The sequence below is a fragment of the Acinetobacter brisouisimilis genome (assembly GCF_000368265.1).
Taxonomy (GTDB): Bacteria; Pseudomonadota; Gammaproteobacteria; order Pseudomonadales; family Moraxellaceae; genus Acinetobacter.
In genome coordinates, this window is sequence record NZ_KB851218.1 from 337,400 (window position 1) to 352,736 (window position 15,337).

The window sequence follows — 15,337 nt, forward strand, 5'->3', positions numbered from 1 at the left end:
TGCCAAAAGCATGCCATACGCGATATTTTGCGCTGAATGTGTTCAATTACCGTAAAAACTGCCACATTTTTGCCAGTCTTCCCTAAATAAACAACAATGCTAGTATAGGCAAAGGACTCATTTCAGTGACTAAAATAACAGCATACAGGAACCTTACATGGCAACATTACTCGCTCCTGCTTTTGAACTTCCTACACATCTGACGCATTTAACCAATCTTGCCGATGCGCGTATTGGTGCCAAAATCATTGACTGCTCCGATGAGTTCTTTGCAGAAGCGAAACGCATGCTCAATGCGGATGCCCCGATTTTTGTCGAAGACAAGTTTGATGATCATGGCAAATGGATGGATGGTTGGGAAACCCGTCGTAAACGCTATGCAGGCTACGACTGGTGTATCGTCAAACTGGGTGTGGCGGGCAAGATTTATGGGCTAGACATCGATACCACTTTCTTTACAGGTAACTATCCTGCTTCGGCTGCACTGGAAGCCTGCTATGCACCTGATGATCAGCTTGATCAAGCCAAGTGGCATAGTCTGTTACCTAACAGTATTCTGGGTTCAAGCCAGCATCACTTTTTTGATATTGCCTCAGATCAGGTCTTTACTCATATTCGCCTGAATATTTTCCCAGATGGTGGTGTAGCGCGTTTACGTATCTATGGCGAAGTGCAAATTCAGCTCCAAGACAACAACCAGACACTGGATTTACTGGCACTGGAAAATGGCGGGCGAGTAATCTCCTATAGTGATGCACACTATGGTCATCCACATAATCTGATTAACCCAGGTCGTGGTGTCAATATGGGGGATGGTTGGGAAACCAAACGTCGTCGTGCCCCGGGTTTTGACTGGTGTGTGCTGGCTTTGGGGCAAGCAGGTCTGATTGAAAAAATCGAGATTGATACTGCACATTTTAAAGGTAACTTCCCTGCCCAAGTATCGATTCAGGCGGTGTATGTACAAGATGCCACCGACCCGCAACTGATTCCACAAAGCATGTTCTGGCCATTTTTACTCGAAGCGCAAGACATGCAAATGGATCATGTGCATAGTTATATTCATGAGGTCTTGGCACACGAAAAAATCTCGCACATTCGCGTCAACATGATTCCAGATGGCGGCATTAGCCGCATCCGTTTATGGGGTAAAGTCACAGGATGAGTCAACTCAATATTCAGCTTGAACCATTAACCATCGAAAACTTCGCCGAATTCGGCGAAGTGATCGGTTGTATAGGGCATGATTTCTTTCATATTAATGATGCGCATACCGAGCGCTATCACGCCTTGGCACACACTGAAACCGATGCGGTGGGCAAGATTGGCATCAGTATTTTTCGCAATATCAAGACCACACATTTGCCATTCAAGATTGATATGTTGGAACGGCATCCAGTTGGTTCTCAAGCATTTATTCCGATGCAAGGACAGAAATTCCTGATCGTGGTTGCGTCCAATTTAAATGCTGATCAACCTGATCTAAAGCGCCTTCGGGCATTTATTTCAGATGGTATACAAGGCGTGAATTATCGTGCAGGGACATGGCATCATCCCCTTCTGACGTTGGAAAGCCCAAGCGATTTTGCTGTGATTGATCGGCTCGGTACAGGACACAACTGTGATGTGTTCGAGTTTGCTGAGCCTGTACTGATTCGAGAATAAAACCCTGAACAGGCTGTTTCGGTAGACTGTCTGCTGGCATACCGATATGCCAATTGAATAACATGTTTCTACATTTTCCCTACTTAGTCTTTGCAAAAGCATAAAACTTCTGCAATCTCGATTGGCTATAGTAGAAAACTTGTTTAGTGTGCCAACTTTTGTCCATACCATGATGAAAAAATTGATTTTACTGAGCCTTGCTACCATAACGGCATTTTTAGCAGCGTGTAGCAGCAACCCTTCGGAAAAACAACTGGCGATGGCAAACCCTGCCAGTAAATACTGCCTAGAACAAGGCGGTAAACTGCGCCATCTAAAAGATGCCTTTGGCAATGAATCTGCCAACTGCAAATTACCCAATGGACAAGAGCAAGATGAATGGGATTTGTACCGACAAACGCACCCATAAAAAAAGAGGGCGATTTCCCTCTTTTTTAATTTTGCTTAAACGACCAGATCTGCCAGATTGCCTTTTTGCTCCAGCCAGTGCTTACGATCTGCAGAGCGTTTTTTGGCAAGCAACTTATCCAGCAAACTTGCCGTGAACTGCACATCATCCAGATCTAACTGTACCAAGCGGCGAGTGTTTGGATCCATCGTGGTTTCACGAAGCTGACTCGCATTCATTTCACCCAAGCCTTTAAAGCGGGTGATTTGCGGATTTTTAGTTTTGATCTTGGCTAAAATACTTTCTAGCTCATCATCATCCAGTGCATAAAACACATCTTTGGCCGCATCGACACGGAACAACGGCGGCATAGCGACGAATAAATGCCCCTCTTCTACCAACGCAGGAAAGTGCTTCACAAACAAGGCACACAACAAAGTCGCAATGTGCAAACCGTCTGAGTCAGCATCGGCAAGAATACAGATTTTGCCATAGCGCAGTTCCGACAAGTCATCACTACCCGGATCAACCCCGATGGCAATCGCGATATCATGCACTTCTTGCGAAGCCAAAACTTCATCGGAAGAGACTTCCCATGTATTCAGGATTTTTCCGCGAATCGGCATAATCGCCTGAAAATTCTTGTCGCGGGCTTGCTTGGCACTACCACCTGCTGAGTCCCCTTCGACAATAAACAATTCACTTTCTTCACGGGTTTGCCCAACACAGTCTGCCAGTTTCCCAGGCAATGCTGGTCCTGCTACGATGCGTTTACGCTCGACTTTTTTGGCTGCTTTGAGGCGTCGACCGGCTTTGGCAATTGCCATTTCCGCCAGTTGGGTTGCGGTTTCAGCATTTTGGTTAAACCACAGGGCAAACGCATCTTTGGCAATATTTTGGACAATGCCCGAAGCTTCACGGCTCGACAGGCGCTCTTTGGTTTGTCCTGAAAATTGTGGTTCTTGGAGCTTGAGTGACAAAATATAGTTCACCCCGTCCCAAACATCTTCTGCTGAGAGTTTCATGTTACGTGGCAACAAATTACGCAGTTCACAAAACTCGCGCAGCGCATCGGTCACGCCTGCACGCAAACCATTCACATGCGTACCGCCTTGCGCAGTCGGAATCAGGTTGACATAGCTTTCCTGAATCTGCTCGCCGCCTTCGACATTCCAGCACACGGCAAACTCACAACTGGCACGTTCAGCATCACCACGCGATACAAAGGCAGGCTGCGGCAAAATCTCGCGATCTTGCAGTTCATCCATCAAATAGTCGACCAGACCATTTTCAAACTGCCATTCGATTTTTTCGTTATTGATCTTGTCGATATAGCAAATTTTTAAGCCTGCTGCTAAAACGGCTTTGGCTTTCAGGTTATGTTTTAAGGCTTTTAAGGCAAATTTTGGATTGTCAAAATATTTGCTGTCTGGCCAGAAGCGTACCAGTGTCCCTGTCGCACGTTTCGGTGCCTTGCCTTCAAGCACTTCAAGTGGCGTAACAGGCTCACCATGCTCAAAAGCCATTTGGTATAAGTTACCCTGACGCTGTACTTCAACCTCAACACGATTCGATAGCGCATTGACCACAGAAATGCCGACCCCGTGCAATCCCCCCGAAAACTGATAGTTGTCGGTACTGAATTTGCCGCCTGCATGCAATTTGGTCAAAATAATTTCAATACCGCTTTGTCCGTATTCAGGGTGAATATCGACAGGCATCCCGCGCCCGTTGTCCTGAACGGATAAAGAGCCATCCTCATAGACCGTGACACTAATCTGGTTGGCATGCCCTGCCAAAGCCTCATCCACCGCATTGTCGATTACTTCTTGCGCAAGATGGTTTGGACGTGTGGTATCGGTATACATTCCCGGACGGCGACGTACAGGATCTAGACCAGATAAAACTTCAAGGGATTGAGCCGTATATTGTGACACGTGATTATTTTTCCTTTGTAATCGATAAGGCTAAAAAGGTCAGTAGCATGGGAATTTTATCAGCAAAATTTTCCATGGCATGGTTTCCCCCCATTTCAGTCATGATCATGCTGGGGATTTGCGCCTGATTATAATAGCGTTGTGCTTCCCGATAATCCAAGACTTCATCACCTTGTTGCAATAACACCAACAATTTGCTGGCATCTTGAACAATAGGCACATCCATCGCTGCCAATTGCTGCAACTGAGACCGATCCAGTGTCCAGTCTGGTGTCACCTGTAGCGGAATCTGTCCCTGACCAAACAGCCGCATAAACAGGGCATAAGGATGAACCGCAGGATTGATCAACACCGCAGGACAAGCATATTGCAATGCCAGATGAGTTGCGTAAAACCCGCCCAGACTGCTCCCCACCAGCACGACATTTTCAAGTGCCTGAATATAACCTGCAACCTGTGCCAGCGCTTCCAGTGGCGGCATGTTTAGATCAGGCAAGTGTACACTATAGCTTGGACAATGGGCTTGGCAGTATCGTTTCAGCTGCTGCCCTTTGACCGAATAAGTATTGCTGCGAAAACCATGTAAATAAATAATATTCATACGAATCAACCATCAATTTTGTATTAAATCTACGTCATTCACTGCATGACTCCCCCGTGATGATTTAAACTGGTCTTGTAGGACAAAAGCAGGCTCAATCTAGGTAAAAATTGCGTATGTTAAGCAAAGCAAAACCATAAATTATTGCCGTAGTACCAGACAATACTTGGTTAGCACAGTTATAGAGAGATCAAAGACTATGCCAAGTTTAACGCCACTACACGAAACTTATTGTCGTTGGGACGATACTCCACCAAGTCAAGCCGACTTGCTGGAGGGTTTTGCGCAATTTCTGACTACACCGAAACAAAACCTGTATGGTTTAATGCATAACATTCAGACAGAACTGTTGTCGAGTGTTTTAGGTTTAAGTGAAGAACATGTTCAACGCTTACAACGGATGCGTCTGATCAATCGGTTTAACCATACTGTTTACGAAGTCATGAGACAGTCTGGTAGTCACGTTATTGCACCTAGTCTACGAAAAATTCTGCAACACAATCCACAGCTTCGACAAAAATCACTCAGCCCGATTGCGCAGGAAGCCTTGAGTATACTCAATGGGATTGCAGGAGATTATTTCTTGCTCCAGCAAAATCCGCTGGCACTGCCCATGGTGCTCTATGATCATTATGGCGCGATACAACGAGGCGATGTTGGTGGGCGAGTGGTGATTTTTGTGCATGGTTTATGTATGAGCCACCGCTACTGGTCAAACCATCGTTATGAAGGCATTGGTGAGCGCTTACTGGCACAGCGTGATTACAATACCATGCTGTATCTCAACTACAATACAGGACGGCGCATTTCAGCGAATGGTCGCAGCCTGTCCAATTTGCTTGAAGATTTAATCGAACGTAACCCACGCATTCATTCCATTGATCTTATTGGGCATAGCATGGGGGGCTTGGTCTGCCGTAGCGCGCTATTTTATGGTAAACAAGAACAAAAACACTGGTTTCACCGCACCCAAAATCTGGTGTGTATTGGCTCACCACATCATGGCGCAGCATTGGAACGCTTTGGCTTTCGTTTACAGGAAAGCCTGGGACGTTTTCCTCTGGTTAAAATTGCCCGTCATGTGGTCAATCTGCGCAGCAATGGCATTTTAGATTTGCGCTATGGCAGCGTGCGGGATGACGACTGGGAACACATGTCTGCCCGTATCGGCTCCATGAATGATAGCCGAAAACCAGCACCACTCCCCTCACATATCAATACCTTTTTCATTGCAGGCACAATGGAATTTAAGAAAATAAAAACCAAAACCATGGCTGTGATTGGCGACTATCTGGTCAGTGTCAAAAGCGCGCTGGGCGAACACCCGAATCCGCGCTTTAACCTGAATCTCCCCGACTCGCACAAAGCTGTATTTTATGGCTTAAACCATTTTAACATTCCGTATCATCCGAGTGTCGCCGAGCAGATTACCCGCTGGTTATATCCGAACCCTGAATTACCAGAACAAAACTTCTTGCATCGTCATGTGGTGGATTTGGGAATTTATGAACTTGATACCTTACTTGAAATGCAAAGTGAAGATTAGACGGAACGCAAGTGACTCGGCGCGTTTTTCTTTTGTGCCAGTGCAATCCCGCACAAAATCATGATACCGCCCAATGTATGATACATCGTCCACTGTTCATGCAACCAGATCAACGCGATAATCGCAGTAAATACAGGCATCAGATTCATAAAAATACTGGTACGATTTGGCCCTAAATGCTGCACGGCCAGCATCCATAAAATTGGCGCGCATAGTGATGGGAAAATTCCTGCATACAGGACGCTCAACGCATTTTGACTGTTCAAGCCATCCAATCCCAAATAAACAATAAACGGCAGATGAAACAGTAAAGCAAAGGCAATCTGGATATACACACTGACCATGAGTGGCAGATTTAAACGCCATTTTTTTAAGAATACGCCATAAAATGCATAGAAAAATACGGCAACCACCATCAGCGCATCACCAAAATGATGCCCCGTAGTCAGCAAGGCTGCAAAATTGCCTTGTCCAATCACATATAACAAGCCAAAAAATGACAATGCACTGCCAATCAAGGCAAAGCGGTTGGGCATATCCCGAAGCAGCAACATCGACACAAAAATAGTGAACACGGGAATAAAGGCATTAATAATGCCCATATTGGTCGCCGAAGTGTAATGGGATGCGGTATAGGCAATGCCCTGATACAGCACCATGCCAAATGCCCCCAAAACCGCAAGTTGACCAATATGCTGACGGAGCTGTTGGCGTGCCTGCCACACCCGATGCAGCATAAATGGTGTGAGCAATACAAAAGCAATCAGCCAGCGATAAAAACTGATACTGACAGGTGAAATGAAGTCAGAAACATAACGAGTCACGACAATATTCAATGACCAGATCAGCACGGCCAATAAAGGCAAAACCAATGCCCACCACGGTGCTTTCTGATGCTGTTGCATAGCATTCTCTTGATCATGAATTAAAGGAATATTCTGACTATCGGCGGATTGAATTGAAATCCTGAAAATCCGACATCAATATAGTAAAGACGACACCTGAACCTAAAACAAATCCCAAACCCGCATGGCATGTTCAATCACTTTGTGCAGCTGTTCCTGTGTTGCCCCATCACGCGCTTGTAAGGTTAACCCTTGAATCACCGTGGTATAAAAATCAGTCATTTCTTCAATTGGTGTGGTTGGTGCCAAATCTCCATCAACAATCCCCTGCTGCAAACGCTGCAACAGTTTTTGTTTCTCTTTTAAGCGTTTTTCCAGAACTTTTTGCTGGACATCATGTGTCTGTTCGGAACAGTTGACCACGGCAACAATCAGCATACAGCCCGCAGGTTTATTGGGCTGGAGTAAGCGCTGAATATGGTTATACAGATAAATTTCAAATGCGACTTTTGCTGTTTTCGCCTGCTCAAAAATCGGAATGATGGGGCAGGCTTCATGCTCCAGATAATAGTCAATACAGCGATAAAACAATGACGCTTTATCCCCAAAACAGCTATACAAACTTGGTGCGGTAATTTGTAAAGCATGGGTTAAATCATTGATGGATGTTGCTTCATAACCATGTTCCCAAAACAACAGCATGGCTTTTTCCAGCGCCTGCTGTTCATCAAAACATTTTGGACGCCCACGTTTCTTTTTCATTGGCATATCTGCCTGTTGTACTGCCAAATCTGTTGTGGGTTTTGTCATACAGGGAACAACCATTTTTATAGCAATCGCTAATAAATTAATTGACGATTGAATTTTCTTCAACTATTTTATTTTATAGTGATCACTACATAATTAATTTTTACTTTGAAAACAGGATGCCTTTATGCCCACTTCCGTGGTCTCGGAACATCAATCTCCTTCAACTCAAGGCAGTTGGCTTGCCATTTTGACAGTTGCAATTGCTGCCTTTGTACTGGTCACCAGTGAATTTTTACCTGTAGGCGTACTCAATAATGTCGCCAGTGATTTACAGATTTCAACGGGTACAGCAGGTTTAGTCATTACCTTGCCTGGTGTCATGGCAGCGCTGGCAGCACCACTATTGCCTGTCTGGTTTAAACGGCTTGATCGACGTTATGTACTCATTGTATTGACTGCGATTATGGTAATTGCCAACAGCATTACTGCATTTGCCAGTAATTTTCATATTTTGCTGCTCAGCCGTCTGGTTTTAGGTATTGCCATTGGCGGATTCTGGGCAACGGCCATTGCCCTGAGTGGCAAACTTGCACCTGCCCAACTCCCAATCGCCAAAGCTACTGCGGTGGTCATGACAGGCGTGACTTTTGCAACAGTGCTAGGCGTGCCAATTGGCACGTGGCTCAGTGGTTTATATGGCTGGCGCAGTGCTTTTGCCATCAATGCAGGGATTGGCTTTTTGGTGCTGATTTTACAAATGCTGTGCTTGCCAAAACTGCTACCCGAATCTGCGATTCGTTTTGCCGACTTGCCTGCGCTGCTACGTGTCAGTAAGGCGCGCCGCGGGATTGTGATTATTCTATTAATGGGTCTGGCACATTTTTGTGCTTATAGCTATCTGGCGCCATTTTTTAAACACATTGCAGGTTTTAACAGCGCGACGATTGGCAGCCTGTTATTACTCTACGGCATTGCAGGGATTTTTGGCAATGCTTTTGCAGGCTATAGTGGTAACCTCAATATTCGCTATACCCTTGCCTTTGTCGGGTTGTGCTTTGCAATCGTATTTTTTAGCTTTCCTGTATTTGCCGTGCATTTGTCTGGCGCGTTGGTCTTGACCGCACTCTGGGGCTTTGCCTTTGGTGCATTTCCGACGACAGCCAACATCTGGATGTTCTTGCATGCAGGCGATGCGGTAGAAAAAGGCATGCCGTTATTTGTCGGGATGTTTCAGGTCATGATTGCCATGGGTTCATTATTTGGCGGAATGGTGGTTGACCACTATAATGAAACTACGCTGATTTACAGTGTCCTGAGTTTCATTGTCTTGGCACTGATTGCCTTATTTACCCTGACTCGAGGGCTGAATAATCCTAAAATGACTTGCGAATCCTAAAATATTACTATGAACAATGCATCAAATCTCATCCAACTCAATGACATGGTTGAAATTCATGAGTTTTTCTTCCAAGCCAATGACCAGATTTCGATGCATTGCTGTTTATGGGGTGACTTTAACTTTAGCCTCGATGGTATTTTGCAACTCCAGATTGGCGATGCGCTGTATTTAGCTCCGCCAAATTATGGTTTGTGGCTTCCTCCTCAAACCGAACATGATTCTATTGCCATCGACAAACAGGTTACTCATTTTATTTGTATCCGCATTCACCCCTATTTAGCCAACAAGCTCAGCCCAGACACTCAAACGTTGGTCACCCGACCTTTCTTTCATGCATTGGTGAAAGAAGCCTTACACATTCGGCATAGCCATCCACAACAGTATCAGCATTTACTGCAAGTCATTTATGACCAGATCTGCATGGCCGACTGTTATGATCATTACTTGCCACAAACCAGTCATCCTGTATTGCAACCTATTCTGGCGCAGCTCAATGATGTCTCAAATTTTCAGTACTCCATTCAGCAGATTCTTGCTGAATTTCGTATAAGTGAACGACATCTCTTACGCCTGAGTCAGCAAGAACTTAAACTGCCCATTTCCGAATGGCGTAACCGTGCCAAAATTGTTCATGCCATTTCTTTACTGAAACAGGGGCTTGCGATTAAACAAATTGCCTACCTGCTGGGGTTTCGGCATAGCTCAAGTTTTATTACATTCTTTAAGCGCTATTTAGGTAAAACACCTGCGGAAATGCGCCTTGAACATTAGTCACGCAAATCTACTTGTCTTTCATAAAAAATCATTTTAAAACATAACTCTACTTTTAAGGATATGATGATGAGCCAGTCAATTTTGGATATTCCTGTAAACACCATTACAGGCGAAGAAACTACGCTTGCAACTTACCAAGGCAAGGTACTTTTAGTAGTCAATGTTGCCTCAAAATGCGGCTTAACCCCACAATATGAAGGTCTGGAAAAACTGTATCAGGCGAAAAAAGCTGAAGGTTTAGAGATTTTAGGTTTCCCTGCCAACAACTTTTTGGCACAAGAGCCAGGCAGCAACGAAGAAATTCAAAAATTCTGTTCCCTGAACTACCATGTAGATTTCCCACTGTTTGCCAAAATTTCAGTTGCAGGTGAAGACAAACATCCATTGTATCAGGCACTAATTTCAGCGCAGCCTGAACGTATTGGCGAAGGTCCTTGGTGGAAAGATTTGGTCGACTACGGCCTAACACCAAACCCAAAACCTGAAATTTTATGGAATTTTGAAAAATTCCTGATTGGCAAAAATGGTGACGTTGTAGCACGTTTTGCTCCAGACATTACTGCGGATGACCCGCGTATTGTTAGTGCGATTGAAGCTGAACTTGCCAAATAAAAGATTCAGATCGAGTAAATCCATGACGGGTTTACTCGATGTTTTATTGATTTATGTTTTCACAAATACTAAGTAATTTATCTAAGTTTACATTTCGCAGGCAAGTTTTCATGGTCTGTTCATGATTTTAAAACTGTTCCAACAAAATCTTCATTCGCACCTACCACAAATCTGTTTAAATAAAATTGTCGAAACAACAGCAATAACAAGTGGAGAATTTTATGAAACGTCTAGCCCAAGGAATTGTTTTATCTTTAGCTGCAACTTTAGCTGCAGGGTCAGTATTTGCTCAACCAAATGACCCACACTATGTCAAACAAACCGTTACAACAACTGAGTGGCGCGTGGGTCATGCTGTACCGCCAGAGCATTTCAGACGTGCACATGCTGTAGATTATCGTCACTATAAAAGATTACATCACCCTGCACGCCATCAACAATGGTATCAAGTCAACCCACATAAATACGTTTTGGTAAACACTGACAACCATCGTGTGATTAAAGTAGTTCATCGTTAATTTCAGGCATAAAAAAGAGGGCATCTGCCCTCTTTTTTATTGCTTCTGATTTATAAAGCTAAATCAATCACAATGCGTCCATCAATCTTGCCATGTTCCATGCGCTCAAAAATATCATTAATATTTTCAAGTGGTTCAACATGAATATGTGCTTTGACTTTGCCACGCGCGGCAATATCTAGTGCTTCTTTTAAATCCAAACGCGTTCCTACAATCGAACCGCGCACGGTAATTCCCTCCAGCACCATATCAAAAATCGACAGATCAAATTTACCTGGTGGCAGACCGTTCAAGACCATTGTGCCTCCACGACGCACAATCGAAACTGCCTGTTCAAAGGCTTTCGGAGAAACTGCAGTCACCAATACTCCATGACAACCCTCCCCTGAAGCTTTTAGAACCTCCTCTTTGACATTCACTTTCAGGGCATTAATTCCCACATCTGCACCCAGCTCTTTTGCCAATGCAAGTTTTGAATCATCTACATCAATCGCAATCACATTAAAACCCATGGTTTTAGCATATTGAATCGCAACATGACCCAAACCACCAATCCCTGAAATAGCAACCCAGTCTCCTGTTTTGGCTTCAGTCATTTTCAAGCCTTTGTACACAGTCACACCTGCACACAAGATTGGCGCAATTTCAAACAGATCGACACCTTCAGGAATCACGCCAACATAATCACCATCGGCAAGGCAATATTCTGCAAAACTGCCATTTACCGAATAACCTGAATTTTGCTGTTTCTTACACAAGGTTTCCCAACCTGCATAACAATGATCACAATGTCCACAAGCCGAATACAACCACGGAATTCCTACTTTATCGCCCACTTTCAAATGAGTAATACCTTCACCAACTTCTACAACCTCTCCCACACCTTCATGCCCAGGAATAAAGGGAACCGTCGGTTTGATCGGCCAGTCACCATGCATAGCATGCAGATCAGTATGGCAAACACCCGTCGCAATGACTTTGACCAAGACTTTACCTGCACTCACTTTCGGAATCGGAACCTCTTGAATTTCTAGGGGTTGATTAAATGCTGTCACTACAGCGGCCTTCATTGTACTTCCCATGTTATGCTCCTTATTATTTCTATTGGTGAAAATGACTATTATGATAGGTGCTAAATTTAAGAATCATTCTCATCCATAAAGTAAAATGACATAGGTAGGTGCTTGGTAGGTTTTATGTAATTCAAAATTATGTTTTGAGAATTAATTTAACCAGCGAAAGCCCTTTTGAAATAGCCAGTTAGAAGATTAACTCCAAAATAGTGACGTTGATCTCCTCATTTTCGATACGTAAATCATATATGCAACTTATTCTTTTTATTGGGATTCAGGCGGCTGGGAAATCTACATTTTATCAACAATATTTTTATCGCACGCATTTGCGTATCAATCTGGACATGCTTAAAACCCGTCATCGGGAAAATATCATTTTTGAAGCTTGTCTTGCCTCAAAAACCAAATGTGTAATTGATAACACCAACGTCAGCATCGAAGATCGTGCTCGTTATATTCAACGTGCACAGCAGGCAGGATTTCAGATTTTAGCTTATTATTTTGAAACGGCATTAAGTCACGCCTTGGAACGTAATGCCGAGCGCCAAGGCAAAGCCAGAATACCCGATCAAGGCGTGCATGCTACACATCGACGTTTACAAATCCCGCAGCTTAGTGAAGGATTTGATGAAATTTACAAGGTAAAAATCAGCACACACGGGCAATTTTCCATTCAATTGATTGCTGATCAATCGCAAGTTTAATCGGGCTTTTGTGCTTCGCGCCATTGTTTAAATGCTGCAAAGATCGCTGCCTTTTCTGTAGTTGTCGCTTCATGCTGTTGCATAAAAGAAAAATCACCACGAAAAACTGCTGCGACAACCTGCTTAGCCAACTCAACAATACTGTCTCGCCCCTGTCGTTGATACGCTTCGATCTGCTGTGCAGTTAAATGCAAATCCCAGTTATAAGTGACTGCGCTATTATCCACGCTCACACTCAAATACAGTTGTTGTTGATCTTGGTACAATTCCCAAAAATGCGGTTCTATTTCAATGAGTTTCATAAAGTTTTACCTGACAGCGCTCATTTCTTTTATAACATAAAAAAGAGCAGAAACAGGCACGACCTTGGCATAGCATCGAGTGATTCAAAACGAGGAAAAACATGACCAACAAAGCATTAGCATGCAATTTAACGAACGAGATATGCATGGCACTACAATCAAACTGCCCGTACTTTTTCGCTCATGCAGAGCAACGTACTGTAGTCTGTTGAAATGGCAAAAGCCTTATGTGACTCGTCCAAGGTGATTTAGCCATTTGAAGCTACATTTTTTAAAAATTATCAATAAATTAAATATCTATGCACAAATTTCCATAAAAAAAGCCACTCTTTCGAGTGGCTTTTTCAATCTCAAACCGTCTCTTATTGAGCGCGGTTTTTGATTTTACGGATAGTTTCAAGCTGAGCAGCAGTTTCTGCAAGAGCAGCCAATGCAGCAGCAGAGTCCAAATCACTTTTTTGGTTGGCAAGCAATTGTTCAGCGTTTTTACGCGCTTCCATAATCGCAGCTTCATCCAAGTTGTCAGCACGGATTGCAGTATCTGCAAGAACCGTAATGACATGTGGTTGAACTTCTAACACACCACCTGATACATAGACAATTTCTTCTGTACCATTTTCCAACTGAACACGAATCGGTCCTGGTTGAAGCAAAGTTACAAGCGGAGCATGACCAGGCATAATACCCAATTCACCACCTGCACCTTTCGCGATAAGCATAGTCACAGCGCCAGAGTAAATAGACTCTTTAACACTTACGACATCACATTGCATAGTCGCCATGAGATGATCTCCTTAAATTAGAGTTTCTCGGCTTTCGCAATCACTTCGTCAATACCACCAACCATATAGAACGCTTGTTCTGGAATGTGGTCGTATTCACCAGCTAGAAGACCTTTAAAGCCACGAATTGTTTCTTTAAGCGGTACAAGTTTACCAGGAGCACCAGTAAACACTTCAGCTACGTGGAATGGTTGAGAGAAGAAACGTTGGATTTTACGCGCACGGTAAACAACCAATTTATCTTCTTCAGCCAATTCGTCCATACCCAAGATCGCGATGATGTCTTTAAGCTCTTTATAACGTTGCAATACGTTCTGTACAGAACGTGCAATTTCATAGTGCTCTTGACCAACAACTAATGGGTCTAACTGACGTGAAGTTGAGTCAAGTGGATCGATCGCTGGATAGATACCAGAAGATGCGATGTCACGGCTCAATACTACTGTTGCATCTAAGTGAGCAAATGTAGTTGCAGGCGATGGGTCAGTTAAGTCATCGGCAGGTACGTATACTGCTTGGATCGAAGTGATCGAACCAGACTTAGTAGACGTAATACGCTCTTGAAGAACACCCATTTCTTCTGCAAGTGTAGGCTGGTAACCTACCGCAGATGGCATACGACCTAGAAGTGCAGAAACTTCGGTACCTGCCAATGTGTAACGGTAAATGTTGTCAACGAACAACAATACGTCACGGCCTTTACCGTTTTCGTCTTTCTCGTCACGGAAGTATTCAGCCATAGTCAAACCAGTTAACGCTACGCGTAAACGGTTACCTGGTGGCTCGTTCATCTGACCGTAGACCATCGCTACTTTGTCAAGAACGTTAGAATCTTTCATTTCGTGATAGAAGTCGTTACCTTCACGAGTACGCTCACCAACACCAGCAAACACAGACAAACCTGAGTGAGCTTTCGCGATGTTGTTGATCAATTCCATCATGTTTACGGTTTTACCAACACCCGCACCACCGAACAGACCAACTTTACCACCTTTAGCAAACGGGCAAAGTAAGTCGATGACTTTAATACCAGTTTCTAAAAGGTCAGTAGAAGCAGCTTGTTCAGCATAAGAAGGTGCTTGACGGTGAATTGGCAAACGCGCTTCAGTAGCTACAGGACCAGCTTCGTCGATCGGGCGACCAAGTACGTCCATGATACGACCCAAACATGCTGTACCAACAGGTACAGAAATTGGTGCACCAGAGTTAGTTACGTTAAGGCCACGTTTAAGACCTTCGGTAGAACCCATTGCGATGGTACGAACTACGCCATCACCAAGTTGTTGCTGAACTTCCAAAGTAGTTTCAGTACCGTCAACTTGGAGAGCGTCATAGATCTTAGGAACGCTATTACGTTCAAACTCGACGTCGATAACCGCGCCGATGATCTGAATGATACGACCGCTACTCATTGCTGTCTCCTCAATTCAAACTAATAATG

Annotated in this window: 17 protein-coding genes; 9 read left to right on the forward strand and 8 right to left on the reverse strand. The window is 44.0% G+C overall.

Annotated elements, in window-relative coordinates; all coding sequences use genetic code 11:
• Nucleotides 1–157: 157 nt before the first annotated feature.
• The 3 genes from alc (at nucleotide 158) to F975_RS02930 (ending at nucleotide 2,074) form a co-directional block, all read left to right on the forward strand.
• The gene (gene alc, locus F975_RS02920; RefSeq protein WP_004750024.1) at nucleotides 158–1,165 is read left to right on the forward strand and encodes an allantoicase; all 1,008 of its coding nucleotides are present in this window, start codon (nucleotides 158–160) and stop codon (nucleotides 1,163–1,165) included.
• Nucleotides 1,162–1,665, forward strand: a complete 504-nt coding sequence (locus F975_RS02925; protein ID WP_004750025.1) for an ureidoglycolate lyase — start codon at nucleotides 1,162–1,164, stop codon at nucleotides 1,663–1,665. The genes alc and F975_RS02925 overlap by 4 nt, the downstream gene beginning before the upstream one ends.
• Before the next feature lie 121 nt (nucleotides 1,666–1,786).
• The gene (locus F975_RS02930; protein ID WP_228127403.1) at nucleotides 1,787–2,074 is read left to right on the forward strand and encodes a putative hemolysin; all 288 of its coding nucleotides are present in this window, start codon (nucleotides 1,787–1,789) and stop codon (nucleotides 2,072–2,074) included.
• A 35-nt stretch (nucleotides 2,075–2,109) separates the two neighbouring features.
• Here F975_RS02930 and parE read toward each other — a convergent pair whose 3' ends face one another.
• Nucleotides 2,110–3,990 carry a DNA topoisomerase IV subunit B gene (parE, locus tag F975_RS02935; protein ID WP_004750028.1) on the reverse strand — a complete coding sequence of 627 codons (1,881 nt, stop codon included), beginning with the start codon at nucleotides 3,988–3,990 and terminating at the stop codon, nucleotides 2,110–2,112.
• 4 nt (nucleotides 3,991–3,994) lie between these two features.
• Entirely contained in the window at nucleotides 3,995–4,591 is a 597-nt protein-coding gene (locus F975_RS02940) for a YqiA/YcfP family alpha/beta fold hydrolase (RefSeq protein ID WP_004750029.1), read from the reverse strand.
• Nucleotides 4,592–4,790: 199 nt separating this feature from the next.
• Between F975_RS02940 and F975_RS02945 the strand changes: the two genes are divergently transcribed.
• A complete protein-coding gene (locus F975_RS02945; protein ID WP_004750031.1) occupies nucleotides 4,791–6,137 on the forward strand; it encodes an alpha/beta fold hydrolase in 1,347 nt (448 codons plus the stop codon).
• Here the strand turns inward: F975_RS02945 and F975_RS02950 are convergent.
• Together F975_RS02950 and F975_RS02955 are read right to left on the reverse strand one after the other, a co-directional pair.
• Nucleotides 6,134–7,042: a DMT family transporter gene (locus tag F975_RS02950; RefSeq protein ID WP_004750032.1), complete on the reverse strand. Its 909-nt coding sequence runs from the start codon at nucleotides 7,040–7,042 to the stop codon at nucleotides 6,134–6,136. The two genes, F975_RS02945 and F975_RS02950, sit on opposite strands and share 4 nt — an antisense overlap.
• A gap of 102 nt (nucleotides 7,043–7,144) precedes the next feature.
• On the reverse strand, nucleotides 7,145–7,792 hold the full coding sequence (locus tag F975_RS02955) for a TetR/AcrR family transcriptional regulator (protein WP_004750033.1): 648 nt from the start codon (nucleotides 7,790–7,792) through the stop codon (nucleotides 7,145–7,147).
• A gap of 124 nt (nucleotides 7,793–7,916) precedes the next feature.
• On the opposite strand from F975_RS02955, the gene F975_RS02960 reads away from it, so the two are divergent.
• The 4 genes from F975_RS02960 to F975_RS02975 all read left to right on the forward strand — a co-directional run bounded on the left by F975_RS02960 (nucleotide 7,917) and on the right by F975_RS02975 (nucleotide 11,035).
• On the forward strand, nucleotides 7,917–9,128 hold the full coding sequence (locus tag F975_RS02960; RefSeq protein WP_004750034.1) for an MFS transporter: 1,212 nt from the start codon (nucleotides 7,917–7,919) through the stop codon (nucleotides 9,126–9,128).
• 9 nt (nucleotides 9,129–9,137) lie between these two features.
• Nucleotides 9,138–9,902 carry an AraC family transcriptional regulator gene (locus F975_RS02965; RefSeq protein WP_004750035.1) on the forward strand — a complete coding sequence of 255 codons (765 nt, stop codon included), beginning with the start codon at nucleotides 9,138–9,140 and terminating at the stop codon, nucleotides 9,900–9,902.
• Nucleotides 9,903–9,971: 69 nt separating this feature from the next.
• Nucleotides 9,972–10,517 (forward strand): glutathione peroxidase, encoded by a 546-nt coding sequence (locus tag F975_RS02970; protein ID WP_004750036.1) that lies wholly within the window; start codon nucleotides 9,972–9,974, stop codon nucleotides 10,515–10,517.
• 221 nt (nucleotides 10,518–10,738) lie between these two features.
• Entirely contained in the window at nucleotides 10,739–11,035 is a 297-nt protein-coding gene (locus F975_RS02975; protein WP_004750037.1) for an RcnB family protein, read from the forward strand.
• Between the two features lie 50 nt (nucleotides 11,036–11,085).
• Here the strand turns inward: F975_RS02975 and adhP are convergent, their stop codons facing one another.
• Nucleotides 11,086–12,117 (reverse strand): alcohol dehydrogenase AdhP, encoded by a 1,032-nt coding sequence (gene adhP / locus F975_RS02980; RefSeq protein WP_004750039.1) that lies wholly within the window; start codon nucleotides 12,115–12,117, stop codon nucleotides 11,086–11,088.
• A 239-nt stretch (nucleotides 12,118–12,356) separates the two neighbouring features.
• Here adhP and F975_RS02985 point away from each other — a divergent pair, with 239 nt between their 5' ends.
• Nucleotides 12,357–12,812, forward strand: coding sequence for an ATP-binding protein (locus tag F975_RS02985; protein WP_004750040.1), 456 nt, complete (start codon nucleotides 12,357–12,359; stop codon nucleotides 12,810–12,812).
• On the opposite strand, the gene F975_RS02990 is transcribed toward F975_RS02985, so the two are convergent.
• From F975_RS02990 to atpD, 3 genes are all read right to left on the reverse strand, one after another.
• Entirely contained in the window at nucleotides 12,809–13,114 is a 306-nt protein-coding gene (locus F975_RS02990) for a hypothetical protein (protein WP_004750041.1), read from the reverse strand. The genes F975_RS02985 and F975_RS02990 overlap by 4 nt on opposite strands.
• 362 nt (nucleotides 13,115–13,476) lie before the next feature.
• Nucleotides 13,477–13,896 (reverse strand): F0F1 ATP synthase subunit epsilon, encoded by a 420-nt coding sequence (locus F975_RS02995; RefSeq protein ID WP_004750042.1) that lies wholly within the window; start codon nucleotides 13,894–13,896, stop codon nucleotides 13,477–13,479.
• 17 nt (nucleotides 13,897–13,913) lie between these two features.
• A complete protein-coding gene (gene atpD, locus F975_RS03000) occupies nucleotides 13,914–15,308 on the reverse strand; it encodes a F0F1 ATP synthase subunit beta (RefSeq protein ID WP_004750043.1) in 1,395 nt (464 codons plus the stop codon).
• Nucleotides 15,309–15,337 lie beyond the last annotated feature (29 nt).

What these genes read in the sequence shown, in the direction of transcription:
- F975_RS02975 (WP_004750037.1), top strand. Translation starts at nt 10,739, where the DNA reads ATGAAACGTCTAGCCCAAGGAATTGTTTTATCTTTAGCTGCAACTTTA.
- F975_RS02925 (WP_004750025.1), top strand. Translation starts at nt 1,162, where the DNA reads ATGAGTCAACTCAATATTCAGCTTGAACCATTAACCATCGAAAACTTC.
- alc (WP_004750024.1), top strand. Translation starts at nt 158, where the DNA reads ATGGCAACATTACTCGCTCCTGCTTTTGAACTTCCTACACATCTGACG.
- F975_RS02950 (WP_004750032.1), bottom strand. Translation starts at nt 7,042, where the DNA reads ATGCAACAGCATCAGAAAGCACCGTGGTGGGCATTGGTTTTGCCTTTA.
- atpD (WP_004750043.1), bottom strand. Translation starts at nt 15,308, where the DNA reads ATGAGTAGCGGTCGTATCATTCAGATCATCGGCGCGGTTATCGACGTC.
- F975_RS02970 (WP_004750036.1), top strand. Translation starts at nt 9,972, where the DNA reads ATGAGCCAGTCAATTTTGGATATTCCTGTAAACACCATTACAGGCGAA.
- F975_RS02965 (WP_004750035.1), top strand. Translation starts at nt 9,138, where the DNA reads ATGAACAATGCATCAAATCTCATCCAACTCAATGACATGGTTGAAATT.
- F975_RS02940 (WP_004750029.1), bottom strand. Translation starts at nt 4,591, where the DNA reads ATGAATATTATTTATTTACATGGTTTTCGCAGCAATACTTATTCGGTC.
- F975_RS02990 (WP_004750041.1), bottom strand. Translation starts at nt 13,114, where the DNA reads ATGAAACTCATTGAAATAGAACCGCATTTTTGGGAATTGTACCAAGAT.
- F975_RS02955 (WP_004750033.1), bottom strand. Translation starts at nt 7,792, where the DNA reads ATGACAAAACCCACAACAGATTTGGCAGTACAACAGGCAGATATGCCA.
- F975_RS02945 (WP_004750031.1), top strand. Translation starts at nt 4,791, where the DNA reads ATGCCAAGTTTAACGCCACTACACGAAACTTATTGTCGTTGGGACGAT.
- F975_RS02985 (WP_004750040.1), top strand. Translation starts at nt 12,357, where the DNA reads ATGCAACTTATTCTTTTTATTGGGATTCAGGCGGCTGGGAAATCTACA.
- F975_RS02960 (WP_004750034.1), top strand. Translation starts at nt 7,917, where the DNA reads ATGCCCACTTCCGTGGTCTCGGAACATCAATCTCCTTCAACTCAAGGC.
- adhP (WP_004750039.1), bottom strand. Translation starts at nt 12,117, where the DNA reads ATGGGAAGTACAATGAAGGCCGCTGTAGTGACAGCATTTAATCAACCC.
- F975_RS02995 (WP_004750042.1), bottom strand. Translation starts at nt 13,896, where the DNA reads ATGGCGACTATGCAATGTGATGTCGTAAGTGTTAAAGAGTCTATTTAC.